Raw genomic sequence first — 17815 nt, 5'->3', positions numbered from 1 at the left:
AAGTATAATAAAGAATAGTTCTATTGTGAATTAAAAAAACTACTCAATAAATATTGAGTAGTTTAGTTATTACGTGCTATGAGTATTAAACGAACGAGCTCTGCGATAGCAGTTGCTGTTGCTGCTACATATGTCATTGCTGCTGCACTTAATACTTTTTTAGCATGTCTGTATTCTTTTTCGTTAACGATATTTAAACGTTCTATTTGTTTCATCGCTCGATTTGATGCGTCGAACTCAACAGGTAATGTGACGATTTGGAATAATACAGCGAATGCAAATAGTCCAATACCACCCCATAATAGGTAAGTTCCAAGAGTCGGACCAGATGATTGCATACCAGCTGTTAAAACGATACCTGCCATAATCAAGAAGAAAGCAAAGTTACTTCCGAATTGTGCAAGAGGGAAAATCGCGGCTCTTAAATTTAAAAATTTGTAGCCAGTTGCGTGTTGAATCGCGTGCCCTACTTCGTGTGCTGCAACTGCTGTACCAGCAACTGATGGTTTGTCATAGTTATCTGGTGATAATACGACAACTTTTTTCCCTGGATCGTAGTGGTCTGTTAAATGGCCTTTGCCTCTTAGTACTTCTACGTCATAAATACCATTTTCTCTTAAAATTAACTCCGCAACTTCCTTACCAGTTAAACCACTCGTCGAACGTACTCTACTATACTTTCTAAACGTAGACGTAACATTCATTTGAGCGAGCATAGGTACGATTAATAGAATTGCGAAATAGATAATATACATTAACATAAAACAACTCTCCTATTCTCACTTTACATCATACTTTAATTATTAATTTAAAGTCAACGCATACGATTTATTGGAACTAACGTTTTAAGTAATATTAAAACGATAACCGTTAACCAAAACGATAAATAACCAATATGATCACTAAAACGGTCTAATGACCCGTATTTTGGGTATTGCATATATACATAATCAATCACATCGTTGTGGAATAGCCAAAATGCTGTTACATAAAAATGCCACGGTTTTATCTCTAAATGTGGTAAAAATAAAAATGCTTGAAGTGCCATAATGCTATGAGAAAAAATAAGCATGACACCGACAGGTGTTATCATATTTATCTCTATAAAATATAAAAAGTTCATAATTACAGCCCAAACACCGTATTTGATTAATGTCGTAAAAGCTAATGCGTCGATGAGACCATATTTTTTATTAAATAAAATCGCTAGTATGACGATACATAAGAATAAAGTTGCAGTTGGACTATCAGGAACAAATGGATAAAAATACCATTCAGTAACGGATAACTGCCCTCGGTACCAGTAGTAACCATAAATGGTACCTAAAAAGTTAGATATAAATAACAAAATTAAAAATATTCTATTAAACATTAATTGATAAAGATAATGAATCATACATTCACCTATAAAAATACCCTCAATGCGTGCTTGCATCGAGGGTACGATTTAATTATTTTTCACCAGTATTTTCAGCGTTCTTTTTATCTGTAAGTTCAAGGTTTGCTATGAATTTAGAGATTTCATCAATCTCTTCTTCTGTTAACGAATCTTTGAATGGTGGCATTGTTTCAGCACCATTTTCTACGAAAGCTTTAACAGTTGCTTCATCAAGCTCAGGAGTTACTAAGTCTGGACCTGATGCACCTGTTAATTCTCCTCCGTGACAACTTGTACAGTTCGTTCTAATTAATTCATTGAATACTGGATCTTCTGTGTCTAAGTTAGAGAACACAATTTTACCTTGTTCTGATTGTTGCTCCCAATCGTGATATGCAACTGATTCCCATGTTGCATAGAAAATAATCGCTACAGAAACTACCATTAAGCTTGTTGCTACTGGACGTTTTTTCCAGTTTCTATGTTTAGAGTTATCTAACCAAGGCATTAATAGTAATGCACCCATTGCTAGACCAGGAATAATAATCGCACCAACTACGTTGAATGGACCTGAAGCATATGTGTACTTTAGAATCTGGTATAAGAATAAGAAATACCAGTCAGGTAACGGAATGTAACCTGTGTCAGTTGCATCAGCCATTCTTTCAAGAGGTGCCGGGTCAGCAACGATTAAGCATAGGAAACCGACTAAGAATACCGCGCCCGTTAACCACTCTTTTAATAAGAAGTCGGGATAGAATTCTTCTGTTCTACCAGGGAATTCTGAGTAGTCGCGATTTAATTTCGGCTTTTCGTAGCTTTGAACTCGTGAGTCTCCAACAAATTTAAGACCTTTACCGCGCTTCATTGATTTCTACCTCCCCTTAAATTAGGTCCTATAGTGGACCTGAAATTCCTTGTCTACGTATTAGGATAAAGTGTATCCCCATTAATACAAATAATGCCGCAGGTAGGAAGAATACGTGAATCGCAAAGAATCTTGTTAATGTTTGTGCTCCTACAATTTCAGCATCTCCTGCGAGTAATGTTTTAATCCATTCACCGATAAATGGAACTGATTCAGCAATATCTAAACCAACGTTAGTTGCGAATAATGCTTTCATATCCCATGGTAGTAAGTATCCTGTGAATGCTAATCCAAGCATAACCATGAAGAGTAGAACACCTACAACCCAGTTTAACTCACGTGGAGATTTATAAGCACCTGTAAAGAATACTCTTAGCGTATGTAAGAACATCATTACAACTACTAAACTTGCACCCCAGTGGTGCATACCGCGAACGATCATACCAGCCGCAACATCGTTCTGTAAGTAATATACAGAATTCCAAGCGTTAACGATGTCTGGTACGTAATACATTGTTAAAAACATACCGGATAGAACCTGAATTACTGTAATGAAGAAAGTTAATCCACCAAAACAGTAGACGAATGCTGAGAAGTGATAGGCAGGGTTAACGTGCTCAGGCACTTCGTGATCAGCGACGTCTCTCCATATCGGAGTGATATCAATTCTATCATCAATCCAATCGTAGATACGATTTAGCATAAAATCCCTCCTATTTTACTCAAACAAGCGTGTTCTCTTTTTTCTTACCAATTGTAATGTACCCATCTTTTTCTCCAACCTCGAACTCATCTAATGGTCCACGTGGAGGTGTTCCTGGTACGTTGTTACCATCTTTAGTGTACAGTCCGTTATGACAAGGACAGAAGAACATATCTGGGTTACCATCGTCTCCAGCCCACGTTACTGTACAACCTAAGTGTTTACACACTGGTGATAAACCGATGAGCTTATTACCATCTTTGTAGACCCATGCGAAGTTTGTAACTTCACTTTCGTACCAAGCATCTTGTTGAGTAAATGTGAAATCAACCTTTTGAGGTTCTTCTGTTATTTCACTTACTTTAACGCTCGTAACGATTTCGTCACCTTCAGCATCTGTCTGGAATAATGGATCTAAAGCGAATCTACCCATTGGTAGAATCATTCCGGCTGCCATAAAAGAACCGACACCCATTAATGAATAGTTTAGAAATTGGCGTCGAGTAACTTTATTTGACATTCCATTTCCCCCCTCAAACTTACAAACTTTTCTATATTAATAACTAAGACATATTAAGTTTATCCTATTAAATAAGCACGGTCAATAAGTCTTTTCATATTTTAGACAAACTTTTATTGATTCCAAAATTGAATAATTTGTTTTAATACATTTGTCATCTCATCTTTTACTAGAGATTGCATCACATCAGGCTCCATTGTTTCTAAAGGAATGCTATTTAGCTTAATGAGTTCTAAGTCGTTGATATCACGTGGATTCACAGTTAATACAACGACGTGTTTAAAGCCAAATTCCTTTAATTGAGCACCATAATCTGAGACGTGAGACACGTCGTTGTTAATTACAGAAAATAAGGGTGTGATAAGTAATCGACCTTTTAGTTGTTTCTCTAGCAAATAAATTACGTGTTGCATGAGTTCAATGTTATTTGCGTTCTCTTGTCTTCTATTTGTAATATCAATATCTATGACAGGTATAATCGCAGTGTCTACAAATTCAATTTCATCTTGTATAAGAGATAAGTCTTGATAATTATATAGCATTAAAATCCCTCTTTAATAATTATATTCTAAAAATGATCGATATCATCTTGTATACGTTCTAACTCTAACTGCCATTCTGGATTTGATGGTTCCAGTGCAATCAAATGTTGTAAGATATCTACTCGTCGTTCATCTCTAATTTCGCTTAGATAAGAATAATAATCTGATAAAAATTCAACGTTATCTTTTAAAAACTTAGCAGCTTCTTCAAAATATTGCATTGCATTTTCATCATTTTCATTTCGCGCTTCAATCGTTCCAAGTAAATGAAGTGCTTCAGGTGATAATTCTTTAATATCTAAATGTTTTATATAATCGTTAATTTCATCAGTCGTATCGGACTCTAATATACTTTGGAATAATTTTAATAGTGCATCTTCATACTCAATATCTAATTCAGTTGCACGCTTAAAATAACCTTTAGCATCTTCTAAAGAACCGAGCTTTAAGCTTAAACGACCGAGATGGTAAAACATTAACGGATTTAGATCATCGATGACGACGTAATCTTTTAATAGCTCAGTCGCACCTTCAAAATCGTACTCTTTTTCTTTAATCTTCATAAGTAAAATATATGCGTTCGTATAGTACGGTTCATTTTTTATAACGTTATCTAACATTTTCTCAGCTTCATTATATTGTTCTAGCTGGAAGTGAACGAGACCTTTTAAGAAATAGTCATCATTTTCTAGTTCATGGTCCTCTACTTCATTGAAATAACTTAATGCCATTTCTGACTCCATTAAATTACTATAAATGTTAGCAAGTCTTAAATTAATGTTAATATTGTTGATACGGTCAACTGTCTTTAACGTGTTTTTATAGTAATAAATTGCTTCTGTTAAATTACCTTCATAATAATATAATTCAGCAATTGCAAAATCTATAATTGCGTCATTACTTAAAGAACGAGCTTTCATTAAATGCTTTAATGCGACATCGTTTAAATGCATTTGTTGAAATACTTCTGCTTTTAAAAATAACACAGTCGGTGTTTCTTTTGCCTCATTTAAGAGAAGTAAGGCATTATCTATGTCGCCATTTGTAATATAAATATCAATGAGATAGGAAAGTATATTATCATCGTGTTCATTAGACTCATATAGATATTTAAAAATTGTTAGTGCATAATTTTTTTCACCAATTGAATCTAATAAATCTCCTAAGACAAAAAGAAGCTCTTCATCTTCTTCTGTATAATCATTAAGATGATTAACAACCGCTTCAATCGTCGCTTGATTATACGTTCCTGTTTTTAACTCATCAATTGCCTTCGTAATTGTATTATTCATAGTCCACCTCTATTTTCAGAGATTCAATATCTTTTAATATATTCGGGTACGATACATTTAAGTGTGATGTATTATCGATATTGAGTCGTTGATTCATTTTTATCGTTATAATAATTAGCATCATGATGATCCGGTGATCGCTATAACTTTTTAATTCTTCATTTGCTTTTTGTAAGTTTTGGTTCTCTAATATTTCAAATCCATCATCATAAATATTAAAATCTGCACCGAATTTTTCTAGTTCACGTGTGACCGCTAATATGCGATCAGTTTCTTTAACTCGTAATTCGTGTGCATCCCGTATTATACTTTTACCATTCGTAAAGAGTCCGAGGACTGTAAGAATTGGAATTTCATCGATTAGCTTTGGAATTAATGGCCCGTCTATAATAAACGGTTTTAGATTTTCCTTATATTTTACGCGGATATCTCCATACGGTTCACCGGCGTTATTTCTTTCTAAAACTTTAATATCTGCACCAATCATTTTAAAAACAGTAATAATGCCATCTCTAGTTTTATTTAGAGATACGTTTTCTATAGTTATATCACTTCCAGGAATAATTGCTGCAAGAACCATTAAAAATGCAGCACTTGAAATATCACCAGGAACGGCAACCTCTTTTCCTAATAAATTATAGCCAGGGTGTACGGTAATCGTATTACCATCAGTATGAATATTCGCTCCAAAATCTTCTAACATACGTTCAGTATGATCTCTAGAAATATCTTTTTCAATGATCCTCGTTGGACCTTTTGCTCCTAACGCTGCAAATATAATTGCACTTTTTACTTGAGCACTTGCGATTGGCATATGATACGTAATACCGTTTAGAGATTTTCTTTTAATATTAATTGGAGGAAAATTTTCACGTGTAAGTTCTATAGACGCGCCCATTAGCTCAAGTGGTGTCTTTATACGCTGCATCGGACGTTTTTGTATCGTTTCGTCACCATTAATAGTTGCATTGAAGTTTAAACCCGCAATAACCCCTGTTAAAAGTCTTGTTGTTGTACCGCTGTTTCCGGTATATAGTATGGTGCTAGGTTCTCTTAGTGACTCCACACCATTACTTTTTATAACGATTTTCTCATCTATTAATTCAATTGATACACCGAGCTGTTTCATACAATCGATTGTCATTAAAATATCATCACTAATTAACGGACGGTATATTGTCGTCGTACCTTTACTTAAACTCCCTAACATAACTGCACGGTGCGTAATTGATTTATCTCCAGGTACTTCTATCGTGCCTCGAAATCTCTTTTTATATTTATCGATCATATAATCTCCTGAAATTCTTTTAAATAATGTGTTAATTCATCGATACATATATTATCAAACTTTGGTGTACCGAATGCTTCAAGTAAAACGAATTGAATTTTGTCAGTTTCATTATTCTTTTTATCGTGTGACATCCGTTCAATTAAACTCGGAATATTGAGTTCGTTTAAATAAGACACGTCATAACCAACTGATTTAAAATATTCGACATATTTTTGTAAATTGAATGATTTATTTAGTCGCTCATTTGAAACATAAAGCATAAATAATAAACCTAAGACTACCGCATGTCCGTGCTTTAATTGATATTCATATTCTAATGCATGACCTAATGTATGTCCTAAATTTAATGCTTTACGGACGTTAGATTCAGTTTCATCTTCTGTGACATATCTAAGTTTTGTTTTAATACCAGTAATAATAAATGGCTCTAGTTGTTCTATGTGTATACAAGGTCTATTTTGATGCATTAAATTTTCTACAGTAATTTGATCATTTAACATTGCATGTTTAATGACTTCTCCGAATCCACTGAGTATTTCTTCGTCATCTAACGTCTTTAAAAAGTTTAAATCAAAAATAACTGCTTTTGGACGATAAAATGTGCCGACTAAATTTTTTCCATGTGGACGGTTAATTGCGGTTTTACCACCGACAGATGAGTCGTGACTAAGAAGTGTAGTTGGAACGTGTATATAATCGACACCACGAAGTATAATACTTGATAAAAACGCACCCGCATCCCCTGTCGCGCCACCACCGATAACGACGATTAAACTATTTCTTTTTATATTTAAATCTAATAGTGAATCAATTGTATTCATAACGGGATTAATATGCTTAAAAGCTTCACCTCTCGGTGCTTTTATTACATGATTAAGCTGTGAAAATTTAGTTTCATATAATTCATATACATATTCATCGATAATATAATAGACGTCTTTATAGTCTTTTGTGTAATCATGAATAAGTGTGTCATAAATATTATGACCGACATGAATCGTATAATTGTCATCATTATAAGTCATTTTAATGTCCATTAGTATTCCTCTAAACGCTGATTATATTTTTTTATATTTTCTTGAATATCTGAGAAATCATCGCTACCAAACTTATCCAATATCGCTTTTGTAATCTCGATTGCAACCATATGTTCTGCGACGATACTCGCTGCCGGAACAGCAGTTGGATCACTACGTTCAATCGTCGCCTTAAATGGTTCTTTCGTGTCGATATTGACACTCATTAATGGTTTATAAAGTGTTGGTATTGGCTTCATTACTCCGCGTACGACAACAGGCATACCTGTTGTCATTCCACCTTCAAAACCACCTAAATTGTTTGTTCGTCTCGTAAATCCATCGTTAGGATTATATAGAATTTCATCATGGACTTGACTGCCTGGATAGTCAGCCATCTTGAATCCCATTCCAAATTCTACACCCTTAAATGCGTTAATGCTAACGATAGACTGTGCTATTTTACCATCGAGTTTTGTATCGTAATGTACGTGTGAGCCAAGTCCAACAATCGGATTTTTAACGATGACTTCTACAACTCCACCGAGCGTATCTCCAGCCGCTTTTGTTTGATCGATTAACAATTCAGCTTTTTTAGTTTTGTCATCCGAAACCATTCGAACAGAAGATGATTCTTTATTATTTTTAATTTCATCAAACGTATATGTGCCGTCATCTATAACTGTACCTATTTGAACGACACGACTTGTCATTTCAATATTTAAAGCGTGCAATAACTCTTTACAGAGTGCTCCAACGAGTACGCGTGCTGTCGTTTCTCTTGCTGATGAACGTTCGAGTACGTTTCTTAAGTCTCTGTGATTATATTTCATTCCACCGACTAAATCAGCATGACCAGGTCTTGGTTCTTTAATCACTCTTCTCATCTTTTTAATTTGTTCATCTGTAATCGGTTCAGACTGCATCACGTTTACCCATTGTTTGAAATCATCGTTATTCACTTCCATTTGAACGGGACTGCCTAACGTATAGCCATGTCTTACGCCACTACCAAATTCAAATGTGTCTTTCTCTATTTGCATACGCCGACCTCGACCGTATCCACCTTGACGCATGAATAATTCCTTAGTCATACGTTCTTTATTGATCGGAACATTTGAAGGAAATCCTTCAACAATCGCCGTCACTTTTTTACCATGAGATTCACCTGCTGTTAAAAATCTCATTGAATCCACCTCTTATTTATATAAAATAAAAAGCTGAGTAGTTATACTCAGCCTTGTTATCATTAATAGATCCAATCTTTATTGATTAAGCTATAATCGATAAGCTCTGATTCATCAAAGAAAAGATTAATTTCACGCTCAGCACTTTCAGGTGAGTCTGAACCGTGAATAATATTTTTACCAACTGTTAAACCAAAGTCTCCGCGGATTGTTCCTGGAGCTGCTTCTTGAGGGTTTGTAGCACCAACAACTAAGCGAGCAGTACTGATGATGTTTTCACCTTCTAAAACCATTGCGAATACTGGTCCTGAAGTAATGAAGTCTACTAACTCACCGAAGAATGGCTTTTCGCTGTGTTCACCGTAGTGAGTTTTAGCAAGCTCATCTGATACTTGCATTAATTTTGCACCTACAATTTTAAACCCTTTGTTTTCTAAACGCTCAACGATTGGTCCAATAAGGTTTCTTTGAACGCCGTCTGGTTTAATCATTAAAAATGTTCTTTCCATTTGACATAATCTCCTTTAACTAGTCTCTGTATATCATATCATTTATGAGTAATAAATGTCACTTTAATTTAATCTGTCTCTCAGTTTTTCTACTACTTCAACTAAATATTCTTTAATTGGTGACTCAATATCCGTCACATTTTGTAATGCGTCATCTAAATATTTATTACTTATTGCTTTTGACTCTTGAATCGCATTAGATTCTAATATATATTTGGATAATTCTTCACTGTTTGCTCTATGCTTACTATACTTTTTTAACATTGATCTAAATGTGCTATCTTTATTTCTAAGTAATAGTACAGGTAATGTATAATGACCATTTTTTAAATCTGAAAATTTAGGTTTACCAAGGATTTTTTCACTAGCTGTAAAATCTAAACAGTCATCTATAATTTGAAAACTCATTCCAACGTTATATCCGTATTCAATCAAAGATTTAAGTACTTTTCGATCAACATTGGTAGCAAATGCTCCAAGTTTAATACTTAATACGATGAGTAACGCTGTCTTTTTATAAATTTTATCTAAATAATTATCTATTGTCTGCATATCGTCAAACTGAGTATCGAATTGGAATAGCTCTCCCTCTACAATTTGACGCATCGCAAGAGCATATGTGTCGTGAAACTCTTGATGTTCTATGTGAGACACTGCTTCTATCGCACTGGAAATTAAAAAGTTACCTGTATTAACTGCTTGAAAGTAACCATGTTTATAAAACGTAGTCTTACGTTTTCTTCTCGTCTCTGAGTCATCGATAATATCATCATGAACTAAGCTTGCCATATGAATTAGTTCTAAACTCGCTGCAGTTTTAATTAAATCATTATATTTATCTTTGTCCCCTAATTTACCAACGAGAAGTGCAAGTGATGGTCTAAGCTTTTTACCGCCTGTGACGTATAAATTAAAACTTTCATCGTTTACTATAGAAGTTCCTGGGTCTAGATTCTTTTTAATATACGCCTCTATTTTCTTTAAATCAGGCTTTATAAAAGATTTAAACGGTTTTGTCATAATCAATCGGTTTATATGCTAAATGGGTTGCAGCCATACCCATGTTATGAGGGACTATTTTTATATTTGTAAACCCAGTTGAATCCATTAAATCTTTTAACTCTTCTTTTGATAGAAAATCTCTCGTTGACTCATAGAGCCATTTGTACTCTTCGCCACTTTTCGCAAAGATTTTTCCAAATAATGGCATGATTTTACCGAAATATATGTTAAATAATGTCGCAACGACTTTGTTATTCGGATTAGATGTTTCTAGAATAACGAAATGACCGCCTGGTTTTAGGACTCTAGCCACTTCAATAAGCGCTTGTTTATAATCTGGTAAATTTCTTAAACCAAAACCAATCGTAATCAAATCAAATGAATTATCTTCAAACGGTAAATCCATTGCATCACCTTGAAGTAACTCTACATTTTGAAGATGTTTCACTTTACTCTCTGCAACTTTTAGCATGTTTTCACTGAAGTCTAATCCAATTACATTTACATTAGGATTACTTTCAGCAAGTTGAATTGTCCAGTCACCAGTTCCACAACATAGATCTAATACATTATCATCATCGTGAAGAAAAATTTCAGACATCGTCTTTTTACGCCATACATCATGTTGTTTAAAACTTATAATGTCATTCATTTGGTCGTAATCTTTTGAAATTGTGTTAAATATATTTTGTATTTTATTATCTTTCATTATTTTCACCATCATCTAAAAATGCTTCAATCGTTTTATCTATAGTGTTACTGATATATCCATTTGAAATTAAATAATCAATCGGCGTAAACAATAACTCTTTTTTATTTTTAAACGATAATTGATTCATTTCATAACATTTTGATTTTTTTGAGATTGATTGTTTTGTTAGCACTACTATATCAGATAGTATTTTGTAATGACCTTTATCTGCCATCGCACTGTAAAACTCTGTCATTAATAAATCATTGTATAAAATATGTGTTTCGACTGTATCTGTGTTAGGCTCTTCATCGAGTAGAAGTAATGCGATATTAAATTTTATAACAGCTTCAATCATTTCTTTATCTTTAAATAAATAATATGTATCATCAGTTAGTTCATTTACAAAGTTTGAATATTTGTTTTGAATGTCATCATCAAAATAAGTCATAATTTCACTTAACGCCAACAAAAAAATCACCCTTATAAATGAATAGACCTAACATCAGTTAGGTCTATTAAAATTCTTATTTTACTGCGTCTTTTAGAGCTTTACCTGCTTTGAAAGCTGGTACTTTAGATGCTGCAATTTCAATTTCTTCACCAGTTTGTGGGTTACGTCCTTTACGTGCAGCACGCTCACGTACTTCGAAAGTACCGAATCCGATTAATTGAACTTTTTCACCTTTAGTTAGTGATCCTTGGATTGCTTCGAAAACTGCGTCTACAGCAGCACCTGCATCTTTTTTAGTAAGATCAGCTTTGTCGCTTACTGCGTTAATTAAATCAGTCTTGTTCATAATTAAATGACCTCCTAGATTCTATATAATGATTAATCATTATGTTTTGACTTTACCACAGGAATGCCGTCACTTCAACATATTTCAGCATTCTTTAATATATTATTATTTATTTGCTTCTTTTTTTATTTTGCTCGTCATAAAGATAACATTATTGTTTTCATCGACGGTTAATTCTGGACTGTAAATCGGTACGACAGGTGTTTGTTCATATAAAACGTGGCGTACGTCTTCGCCAGGTTTAAACGACAATTCTTGGTCATCAATGATATGTTGCACATCTTCACGATAATCAACCAAAAATTCTTCTCCACCGTTAAAGTATACGTTTAATGGATTACCTGTATATGGGCTCGTAACTGTTGGATTTTGATCGAGATGATAATGATCTAAATCTAACATATAAACGTTCGGACCGACCGTATCACCTAATTTAACATGGTCACTAAGTATGTTTAAGCGAGTCGTTAACGAGCGAATTGTGTTCGTAATTCTTAAATCTGCGATTTTAACTTTAGGATCTGTATCTTCATCGATAATGACATATTGATAATGTCCACCATTTTCAAACGCTGTCGGTGGAATATCACTAATATAGTCCGGAACTAATTTGTTAAAGTCTACTTGGTATTGTAAATACTCTCTATTTTCTAGATGATTTTCAGTTGTTTTAAATGGTAATAATCCATCGTTATCTTCTTGGAATTGTTTGACTGCGTTCTCGACCATTTCAATTTGTGATTCTTTTGGCTGTGCATTTTTATCACGCTCACTCTGTGGATACATACAAGCACTTAGTAAGAGTGAAACTGATAATAAAACGAATAGTTTTAATGCGTTACGCATGGTTACTGCCTCCTAATACGAGTATCATTGTTATAAATGCAAATATTAGAAGTAACCATGCAATAATTGACATGATAATACTTACGAAACGATATGGCATTTTATAACGTGCGATATATATTAAGAGTGCCGCAAGTGCCATCGCACCCATCGAATAAAACGACACCCACATTAAATCCATTCTAGATATATCAAACATTTTATTTCTCCGCTTCTAAATGATTTCTCATAATTTCTAATAAACCTTCCGTTTCAGACTTTCTTTCTCTCATCATTAAAGAGATTAAAGCATCTGTCTCAGAGATTGATTCAAATAAATATTCGTACAATACATTCGTAATCGGCATATCGACGTCGTGAATTTTTGCAAGCTCGTATGCTGCTTTTGTCGTGTTAACACCTTCGACGACCATTCCCATATTTTCAACAATATCGTCGAGTGACTGTCCACTAGCGAGCATCTTCCCACATCTGAAGTTTCTAGAATGTTCACTCATCGCTGTTACAATTAAGTCACCGACACCTGTTAATCCCATAAAAGTTAAAGGATTCGCACCCATTTTAGTACCGAGTCTTGCGATCTCATGAAGACCTCGCGTAATAACAGCAGATTTTGTATTATCTCCAAATCCTAGACCATCTAAAATACCAATTCCAAGGGCGATAATATTTTTAAGCGCACCGCCTACTTCCACGCCAATTAAGTCATTGTTTTCATACACTCTAAAGTATTTATTTATAAATACATCTTGAATTTGCTTTTGACCTGTTTTATTTATTGAGGCTGTACTTACTGTTGTCGGTTGTTTTAATGCGATTTCCTCTGCGTGTGATGGTCCACTTAAAATTGCGACGTCTGTATAATTTTTTTCGTCAATTTCTTCAATGATAATTTCAGACACACGTTTATGAGTACCTAGTTCTAATCCTTTAGCAACGTGACATATTAACACTTGTTTATCTAATTCATTTAAATAATCGTTAATTTGTTTACTTACAGTTCGGACTGCTTTTACTGGAACTGCGAGTATTAATATATCACCATGCTTAATAGCATCTTTAAGATCATCTGTCGCTTTAATTGTCTCACTTAGCGTAATATCTTTTAAATAGTTTTTGTTCGTATGATCTTTGTTGATTTCTTGAACAGTACTTTTATTTCTGCCGTACATTAGTACATGATGATTGTTAGAATCGAGTATCATTGAAAGACTTGTACCAAAACTACCTGTCCCTATAATTGTTATATTCATAAAACTCTCTCCTATATTAATTTCGACGACGTGTAATGATATGAATTGGTGTTCCTGTAAAGTCAAAAGCTTCTCTTAAACGATTTTCTAAGTATCGCTTATAACTAAAATGCATGAGCTCTGGATCGTTTACAAAAACTACAAACGTCGGTGGTGCGACGCTGACTTGAGTCCCGTAGAAAATATTTAATCGTTTTCCTGTCTTATCTGTCGGTGTAGGATTCATTGCAACACTATCTACTAGCACTTCGTTTAACGCACTCGATTGAACGCGTTGCTTATGTGCATTATCGACTGTATGAATAAGTGGGAATAACGTATGCACACGACTTTTAGTTTTCGCTGAAACGAATGCAATTGGTGCATAATCTAAAAATCTAAATTGATCTCTAATCTTTAGTTCGAATTTACGCATCGTTTGTGTATCTTTTTCAACGGCGTCCCATTTGTTAACGACTATAACAATTGCTCTTCCTGCTTCATGTGCAATTCCTGCAATGCGTTTATCTTGTTCTCGAATACCTTCTTCGCCGTTTAAAACGAGTAAAACTACGTCGCTTCGTTCAATCGCAACGTTAGCTCGTAATACCGAATATTTTTCTGTGTTTTCGTACACTTTTCCTCGTTTACGAATACCCGCCGTATCGACAAATGTATAGTTAAACCCGTCTTTTTCAAGTTTTGTATCGATAGCATCTCGAGTCGTCCCAGCAATATTCGAAACAATGACACGATCTTCACCGAGTATTGCGTTGACTAAACTAGATTTACCAACGTTCGGTCGTCCAATTAAAGAAACTTTAATTGAGTCATCTTCATCCACTTCATAGTTTAATGTACTAAAGTTTTCAATGACTTTATCTAGAACATCACCTAATCCTAAACCATGAGAACCAGATACTGGATAAGGTTCGCCTAGACCTAATTCATAAAACTGATATATTTCTGAACGCATTTCGTAAGAATCGATTTTATTGACCATTAATACGACAGGTTTTTTTGAACGATGTAAAATATTTGCAACGTGAACATCATCATTTGTAACACCTTCACGTCCATTTACTACCATTACTATTACATCAGCTTCATTAATTGCAATTTCTGCTTGTACTGAAATTTCATTTTGGAATAAGTTGTCATCGAGTTCAATTCCACCAGTATCTATGATATTAAATTCATGACCGAGCCAATCTCCTGTAGCGTATATTCGGTCTCTTGTAACGCCTGGAGTATCTTCTACAATTGATTTTCTTTCTCCAATAATTCTGTTAAATAACGTGGATTTTCCAACGTTCGGTCGTCCCACGACTGCTACTGTAGGTATCATTCAACTTCCCTCATTTCTCTTATATTTTATCATAACTCTAATTTTATTCTATAAAAAAATAAAGAGCGAGTTCCCTCGCTCTTTTACGTAAGATTAAAGACCTAAATCTTTAAGTTTATCACCTAAAATATCTCTTAATGTAGGTGCATCGTCTTCTTCGTCTTTATAAACTGTTTTATCTTTTTGTTGAACTGAACGTTGTGGTTTTTCTTTTGTTGCTTTAATTGAAAGTGATGTTTTTTCGTCTTCTTCGTTGAATCCGATAATTTTAACATCGACTTCTTCTTCTGCTTTTAATACGTCTTGTGGGTGTTCAACATGATCATATGAAATTTCTGATACGTGTACAAGCCCCTCTACACCTTCAGCCACTTCTACGAAAGCACCGAAGTCTACTAGGCGTTTAACAGTTCCTTTTACGACGTCACCGACTTTATGATCGTTGAAGAATTTATCGAACGGACTGTCTCCAGCTTGTTTAATTGAAAGTGATACTCTTTCGTTATCTTTGTCTACTGAAAGAATTTTAACGTTGACCGTGTCACCGATTGAAACAGCATCTTCAACGCTATCTACTCTGTTGTAGTCAATTTCTGAGATGTGTACGAGACCATCTACCCCATTAACATTAACGAAAGCACCGAAGTTTGTTGTACGAACAACTTCACCTTCAACGACTTCACCTTCTTCAAGTGAATCGAAGTTTTTAAGTAATTCTTCTTTTTCAGCTGCTTCTTCTAAAACGCGTCTGTTTAAAATAATACGGTTATTTTCTGGATCAACGTCTTCAACTTTAACGTCTAGAGTTTGACCGTCAAATTGAGTAAGGTCTTCAACGAATTGTGTTGAAATAAGTGATGCCGGGATGAAACCACGTGCACCGACGTCAACAACTAATCCAGCAGGAACAACCTCAATTACTTCTGCTTGAATTGTTTCATCGTTATCTTTTTTTGATTTTAAGTCATTGTATGCTTCTTCTGTCTCATATTGACGTACAGAAACAACTACTGTTGACTCATCTTCGATTTTAATTACTTTAGCTGTAAGCTCATCATCAAGACTTACAATCTCATCTGTTGTATCAATTCGTTTTGAAGTTAATTGACTAATTGGAACGACTCCAGTCGTACCGTCTTCAAGTTCAACTTCTACAAACTTTTCTTCAACTTTAGAAACTTTACCAGTTACAACGTCGCCTTCGTTGTATTTAGACTCAACAGTTTCTGTGTTTTCAACTTCTAAGTTTTCTTCAAATTTTTCTTCGTTTGTCATACCGTTATCCTCCAATTTTAAAACGCTTAATACTATTAAGTTCCTATAAATCTAGCTATTTGTCAAGGTGTAAAGGTCCATTTAACAAATTATTTAGATTATTTTCTAAAATTTTCGTAATATCTTTTCTCTTTAATCCATCTTTCCTTAACTCATCTGTATATATAGGTTGACCGAATATAATCGTTACGCCATTTTTATCATCATAATTTCCACGTACAGCAACTGGCACAATCGGTGCTTTTGCACTCATTGCGATAAAGCTTGCACCTTCTTGAAGGGGTCTTAACTCATCCTTTTTATCTTTGTTACGTGTCCCTTCAGGAAACATTAAAAGCATACGTCCCTCTTTTAATGCCTCGATCGACGTTTTTAATGCCGCACGATCTCCTTTACCTCTATTGACAGGTATTGCATTTAAATTACGGATTGCTGCTCCGAATAATTTGTTTTTAAACAGCTCAGATTTTGCAAAAAATGACATCTCACGTTTTACGGAAATACCAATTGCTGGTGGATCGTGTAATGATTTGTGATTTGCAGCGAGTAAAACTGGACCTTCTTTTGGAATGTTGTTTTCACCGATGACTGTGATTTTATGACGCACTCGGTAATATAACGTCACAAATACTTTCATAATTTTATAAAACATTGTCGTTAATCCTTTCGCGTGCATAATTTAAAATTGCCGATGCAACTTCGTCAATCGTCATATTATCAGTATTAATCTCTATTGCACTGTCTGCTTTTTTTAAAGGTGAATGTTCGCGGTTCATATCACTTTCATCACGTGCGATGATTTCTTTAATTAAATTATCTAATGTAATATTATTTCCACGAGCTTCTTCTTCAATAAGTCGACGTTTTGCACGAATTTCAGGACTCGCTGTTAAATAAATTTTTAACTCAGCATCTGGAATTACAACAGTACCGATATCTCTACCGTCCATTACAATACCTTTATCTGCTGCTATTTCACGTTGCATATCAACGAGATAATCACGTACAAAATCGATCGAAGCAATAGAACTTACTTTATTTGTTACTTCACTATTACGAATATCTTTCGTAACGTTCGTATCGTTTAAAAATACATCTCCAGATTCACTAAAATTTATTTTAGCGTCTGTAATATTTGATTCCGTAAGTGATTCACTTAGATTCAGAGAATATAAAGTAACCGCTCGGTACATTGCACCGGTATCTAAATATTTATAATTTAAATGGTTCGCAACAATTTTTGCGATGGTACTTTTACCAGCGGCAGCAGGACCATCAATTGTTATATTAATTTTTGACATTCATGACACCTTTT

General features: G+C 34.3%; 22 protein-coding genes. All 22 read right to left on the bottom strand.

Annotation, left to right across the window (positions count from 1 at the left end; all coding sequences use genetic code 11):
- Positions 1-62: 62 nt before the first annotated feature.
- Positions 63-761: a zinc metallopeptidase gene (locus HMPREF2767_RS04265; protein ID WP_068128442.1), complete on the bottom strand. Its 699-nt coding sequence runs from the start codon at positions 759-761 to the stop codon at positions 63-65.
- Between the two features lie 53 nt (positions 762-814).
- Positions 815-1396 carry a DUF1405 domain-containing protein gene (locus tag HMPREF2767_RS04260; RefSeq protein WP_070622721.1) on the bottom strand — a complete coding sequence of 194 codons (582 nt, stop codon included), beginning with the start codon at positions 1394-1396 and terminating at the stop codon, positions 815-817.
- 55 nt (positions 1397-1451) lie between these two features.
- A complete protein-coding gene (locus HMPREF2767_RS04255) occupies positions 1452-2246 on the bottom strand; it encodes a menaquinol-cytochrome c reductase cytochrome b/c subunit (protein WP_052327218.1) in 795 nt (264 codons plus the stop codon).
- A gap of 28 nt (positions 2247-2274) precedes the next feature.
- Positions 2275-2949 (bottom strand): menaquinol-cytochrome c reductase cytochrome b subunit, encoded by a 675-nt coding sequence (qcrB, locus tag HMPREF2767_RS04250; RefSeq protein ID WP_040928134.1) that lies wholly within the window; start codon positions 2947-2949, stop codon positions 2275-2277.
- 19 nt (positions 2950-2968) lie between these two features.
- The gene (locus HMPREF2767_RS04245; protein WP_068128436.1) at positions 2969-3469 is read right to left on the bottom strand and encodes a Rieske (2Fe-2S) protein; all 501 of its coding nucleotides are present in this window, start codon (positions 3467-3469) and stop codon (positions 2969-2971) included.
- A 113-nt stretch (positions 3470-3582) separates the two neighbouring features.
- A complete protein-coding gene (locus HMPREF2767_RS04240) occupies positions 3583-4011 on the bottom strand; it encodes a DUF2487 family protein (RefSeq protein WP_068128434.1) in 429 nt (142 codons plus the stop codon).
- A gap of 26 nt (positions 4012-4037) precedes the next feature.
- Positions 4038-5303, bottom strand: a complete 1266-nt coding sequence (locus HMPREF2767_RS04235) for a tetratricopeptide repeat protein (protein WP_070622720.1) — start codon at positions 5301-5303, stop codon at positions 4038-4040.
- The gene (gene aroA, locus HMPREF2767_RS04230) at positions 5296-6591 is read right to left on the bottom strand and encodes a 3-phosphoshikimate 1-carboxyvinyltransferase (protein ID WP_083302054.1); all 1296 of its coding nucleotides are present in this window, start codon (positions 6589-6591) and stop codon (positions 5296-5298) included. The genes HMPREF2767_RS04235 and aroA overlap by 8 nt, the downstream gene beginning before the upstream one ends.
- Complete coding sequence (gene aroB / locus HMPREF2767_RS04225; RefSeq protein WP_070622718.1) at positions 6588-7631, bottom strand: 3-dehydroquinate synthase; 1044 nt, start codon at positions 7629-7631, stop codon at positions 6588-6590. The genes aroA and aroB overlap by 4 nt, the downstream gene beginning before the upstream one ends.
- On the bottom strand, positions 7631-8797 hold the full coding sequence (gene aroC / locus HMPREF2767_RS04220; protein ID WP_070622717.1) for a chorismate synthase: 1167 nt from the start codon (positions 8795-8797) through the stop codon (positions 7631-7633). The genes aroB and aroC overlap by 1 nt, the downstream gene beginning before the upstream one ends.
- A gap of 62 nt (positions 8798-8859) precedes the next feature.
- Complete coding sequence (gene ndk / locus HMPREF2767_RS04215; RefSeq protein WP_068128426.1) at positions 8860-9306, bottom strand: nucleoside-diphosphate kinase; 447 nt, start codon at positions 9304-9306, stop codon at positions 8860-8862.
- A gap of 63 nt (positions 9307-9369) precedes the next feature.
- Positions 9370-10326, bottom strand: a complete 957-nt coding sequence (locus HMPREF2767_RS04210; protein WP_070623008.1) for a polyprenyl synthetase family protein — start codon at positions 10324-10326, stop codon at positions 9370-9372.
- Entirely contained in the window at positions 10310-11017 is a 708-nt protein-coding gene (locus HMPREF2767_RS04205; protein WP_068128425.1) for a demethylmenaquinone methyltransferase, read from the bottom strand. The genes HMPREF2767_RS04210 and HMPREF2767_RS04205 overlap by 17 nt, the downstream gene beginning before the upstream one ends.
- Positions 11007-11468: a hypothetical protein gene (locus tag HMPREF2767_RS04200; RefSeq protein WP_070622716.1), complete on the bottom strand. Its 462-nt coding sequence runs from the start codon at positions 11466-11468 to the stop codon at positions 11007-11009. Before HMPREF2767_RS04200 ends, HMPREF2767_RS04205 begins: the two co-directional genes overlap by 11 nt.
- Before the next feature lie 58 nt (positions 11469-11526).
- Positions 11527-11799, bottom strand: a complete 273-nt coding sequence (locus HMPREF2767_RS04195; RefSeq protein WP_040928142.1) for an HU family DNA-binding protein — start codon at positions 11797-11799, stop codon at positions 11527-11529.
- Between the two features lie 105 nt (positions 11800-11904).
- Positions 11905-12645 (bottom strand): hypothetical protein, encoded by a 741-nt coding sequence (locus HMPREF2767_RS04190; RefSeq protein WP_070622715.1) that lies wholly within the window; start codon positions 12643-12645, stop codon positions 11905-11907.
- A complete protein-coding gene (locus HMPREF2767_RS04185) occupies positions 12638-12844 on the bottom strand; it encodes a DUF2768 domain-containing protein (protein ID WP_083286818.1) in 207 nt (68 codons plus the stop codon). Before HMPREF2767_RS04185 ends, HMPREF2767_RS04190 begins: the two co-directional genes overlap by 8 nt.
- A 1-nt stretch (position 12845) precedes the next feature.
- Positions 12846-13898: an NAD(P)H-dependent glycerol-3-phosphate dehydrogenase gene (locus tag HMPREF2767_RS04180; protein WP_070622714.1), complete on the bottom strand. Its 1053-nt coding sequence runs from the start codon at positions 13896-13898 to the stop codon at positions 12846-12848.
- A gap of 16 nt (positions 13899-13914) precedes the next feature.
- Positions 13915-15225 carry a ribosome biogenesis GTPase Der gene (gene der, locus HMPREF2767_RS04175; protein ID WP_070622713.1) on the bottom strand — a complete coding sequence of 437 codons (1311 nt, stop codon included), beginning with the start codon at positions 15223-15225 and terminating at the stop codon, positions 13915-13917.
- Positions 15226-15318: 93 nt separating this feature from the next.
- Positions 15319-16500, bottom strand: coding sequence for a 30S ribosomal protein S1 (gene rpsA, locus HMPREF2767_RS04170; protein ID WP_070622712.1), 1182 nt, complete (start codon positions 16498-16500; stop codon positions 15319-15321).
- A 55-nt stretch (positions 16501-16555) separates the two neighbouring features.
- Positions 16556-17152 carry a lysophospholipid acyltransferase family protein gene (locus tag HMPREF2767_RS04165; protein WP_068128413.1) on the bottom strand — a complete coding sequence of 199 codons (597 nt, stop codon included), beginning with the start codon at positions 17150-17152 and terminating at the stop codon, positions 16556-16558.
- The gene (gene cmk / locus HMPREF2767_RS04160; RefSeq protein ID WP_070622711.1) at positions 17142-17801 is read right to left on the bottom strand and encodes a (d)CMP kinase; all 660 of its coding nucleotides are present in this window, start codon (positions 17799-17801) and stop codon (positions 17142-17144) included. The genes HMPREF2767_RS04165 and cmk overlap by 11 nt, the downstream gene beginning before the upstream one ends.
- Between the last annotated feature and the right edge of the window lie 14 nt (positions 17802-17815).

The organism is Nosocomiicoccus sp. HMSC067E10 (genome assembly GCF_001810835.1).
GTDB classification, from domain to species: domain Bacteria; phylum Bacillota; class Bacilli; order Staphylococcales; family Salinicoccaceae; genus Nosocomiicoccus; species Nosocomiicoccus ampullae_A.
This window is presented reverse-complemented; position numbering and strand designations above follow the sequence as displayed.

What these genes read in the sequence shown, in the direction of transcription:
- HMPREF2767_RS04265 (WP_068128442.1), bottom strand. Translation starts at nt 761, where the DNA reads ATGTTAATGTATATTATCTATTTCGCAATTCTATTAATCGTACCTATG.
- HMPREF2767_RS04260 (WP_070622721.1), bottom strand. Translation starts at nt 1,396, where the DNA reads ATGATTCATTATCTTTATCAATTAATGTTTAATAGAATATTTTTAATT.
- HMPREF2767_RS04255 (WP_052327218.1), bottom strand. Translation starts at nt 2,246, where the DNA reads ATGAAGCGCGGTAAAGGTCTTAAATTTGTTGGAGACTCACGAGTTCAA.
- qcrB (WP_040928134.1), bottom strand. Translation starts at nt 2,949, where the DNA reads ATGCTAAATCGTATCTACGATTGGATTGATGATAGAATTGATATCACT.
- HMPREF2767_RS04245 (WP_068128436.1), bottom strand. Translation starts at nt 3,469, where the DNA reads ATGTCAAATAAAGTTACTCGACGCCAATTTCTAAACTATTCATTAATG.
- HMPREF2767_RS04240 (WP_068128434.1), bottom strand. Translation starts at nt 4,011, where the DNA reads ATGCTATATAATTATCAAGACTTATCTCTTATACAAGATGAAATTGAA.
- HMPREF2767_RS04235 (WP_070622720.1), bottom strand. Translation starts at nt 5,303, where the DNA reads ATGAATAATACAATTACGAAGGCAATTGATGAGTTAAAAACAGGAACG.
- aroA (WP_083302054.1), bottom strand. Translation starts at nt 6,591, where the DNA reads ATGATCGATAAATATAAAAAGAGATTTCGAGGCACGATAGAAGTACCT.
- aroB (WP_070622718.1), bottom strand. Translation starts at nt 7,631, where the DNA reads ATGGACATTAAAATGACTTATAATGATGACAATTATACGATTCATGTC.
- aroC (WP_070622717.1), bottom strand. Translation starts at nt 8,797, where the DNA reads ATGAGATTTTTAACAGCAGGTGAATCTCATGGTAAAAAAGTGACGGCG.
- ndk (WP_068128426.1), bottom strand. Translation starts at nt 9,306, where the DNA reads ATGGAAAGAACATTTTTAATGATTAAACCAGACGGCGTTCAAAGAAAC.
- HMPREF2767_RS04210 (WP_070623008.1), bottom strand. Translation starts at nt 10,326, where the DNA reads ATGACAAAACCGTTTAAATCTTTTATAAAGCCTGATTTAAAGAAAATA.
- HMPREF2767_RS04205 (WP_068128425.1), bottom strand. Translation starts at nt 11,017, where the DNA reads ATGAAAGATAATAAAATACAAAATATATTTAACACAATTTCAAAAGAT.
- HMPREF2767_RS04195 (WP_040928142.1), bottom strand. Translation starts at nt 11,799, where the DNA reads ATGAACAAGACTGATTTAATTAACGCAGTAAGCGACAAAGCTGATCTT.
- HMPREF2767_RS04190 (WP_070622715.1), bottom strand. Translation starts at nt 12,645, where the DNA reads ATGCGTAACGCATTAAAACTATTCGTTTTATTATCAGTTTCACTCTTA.
- HMPREF2767_RS04185 (WP_083286818.1), bottom strand. Translation starts at nt 12,844, where the DNA reads ATGTTTGATATATCTAGAATGGATTTAATGTGGGTGTCGTTTTATTCG.
- HMPREF2767_RS04180 (WP_070622714.1), bottom strand. Translation starts at nt 13,898, where the DNA reads ATGAATATAACAATTATAGGGACAGGTAGTTTTGGTACAAGTCTTTCA.
- der (WP_070622713.1), bottom strand. Translation starts at nt 15,225, where the DNA reads ATGATACCTACAGTAGCAGTCGTGGGACGACCGAACGTTGGAAAATCC.
- rpsA (WP_070622712.1), bottom strand. Translation starts at nt 16,500, where the DNA reads ATGACAAACGAAGAAAAATTTGAAGAAAACTTAGAAGTTGAAAACACA.
- HMPREF2767_RS04165 (WP_068128413.1), bottom strand. Translation starts at nt 17,152, where the DNA reads ATGTTTTATAAAATTATGAAAGTATTTGTGACGTTATATTACCGAGTG.
- cmk (WP_070622711.1), bottom strand. Translation starts at nt 17,801, where the DNA reads ATGTCAAAAATTAATATAACAATTGATGGTCCTGCTGCCGCTGGTAAA.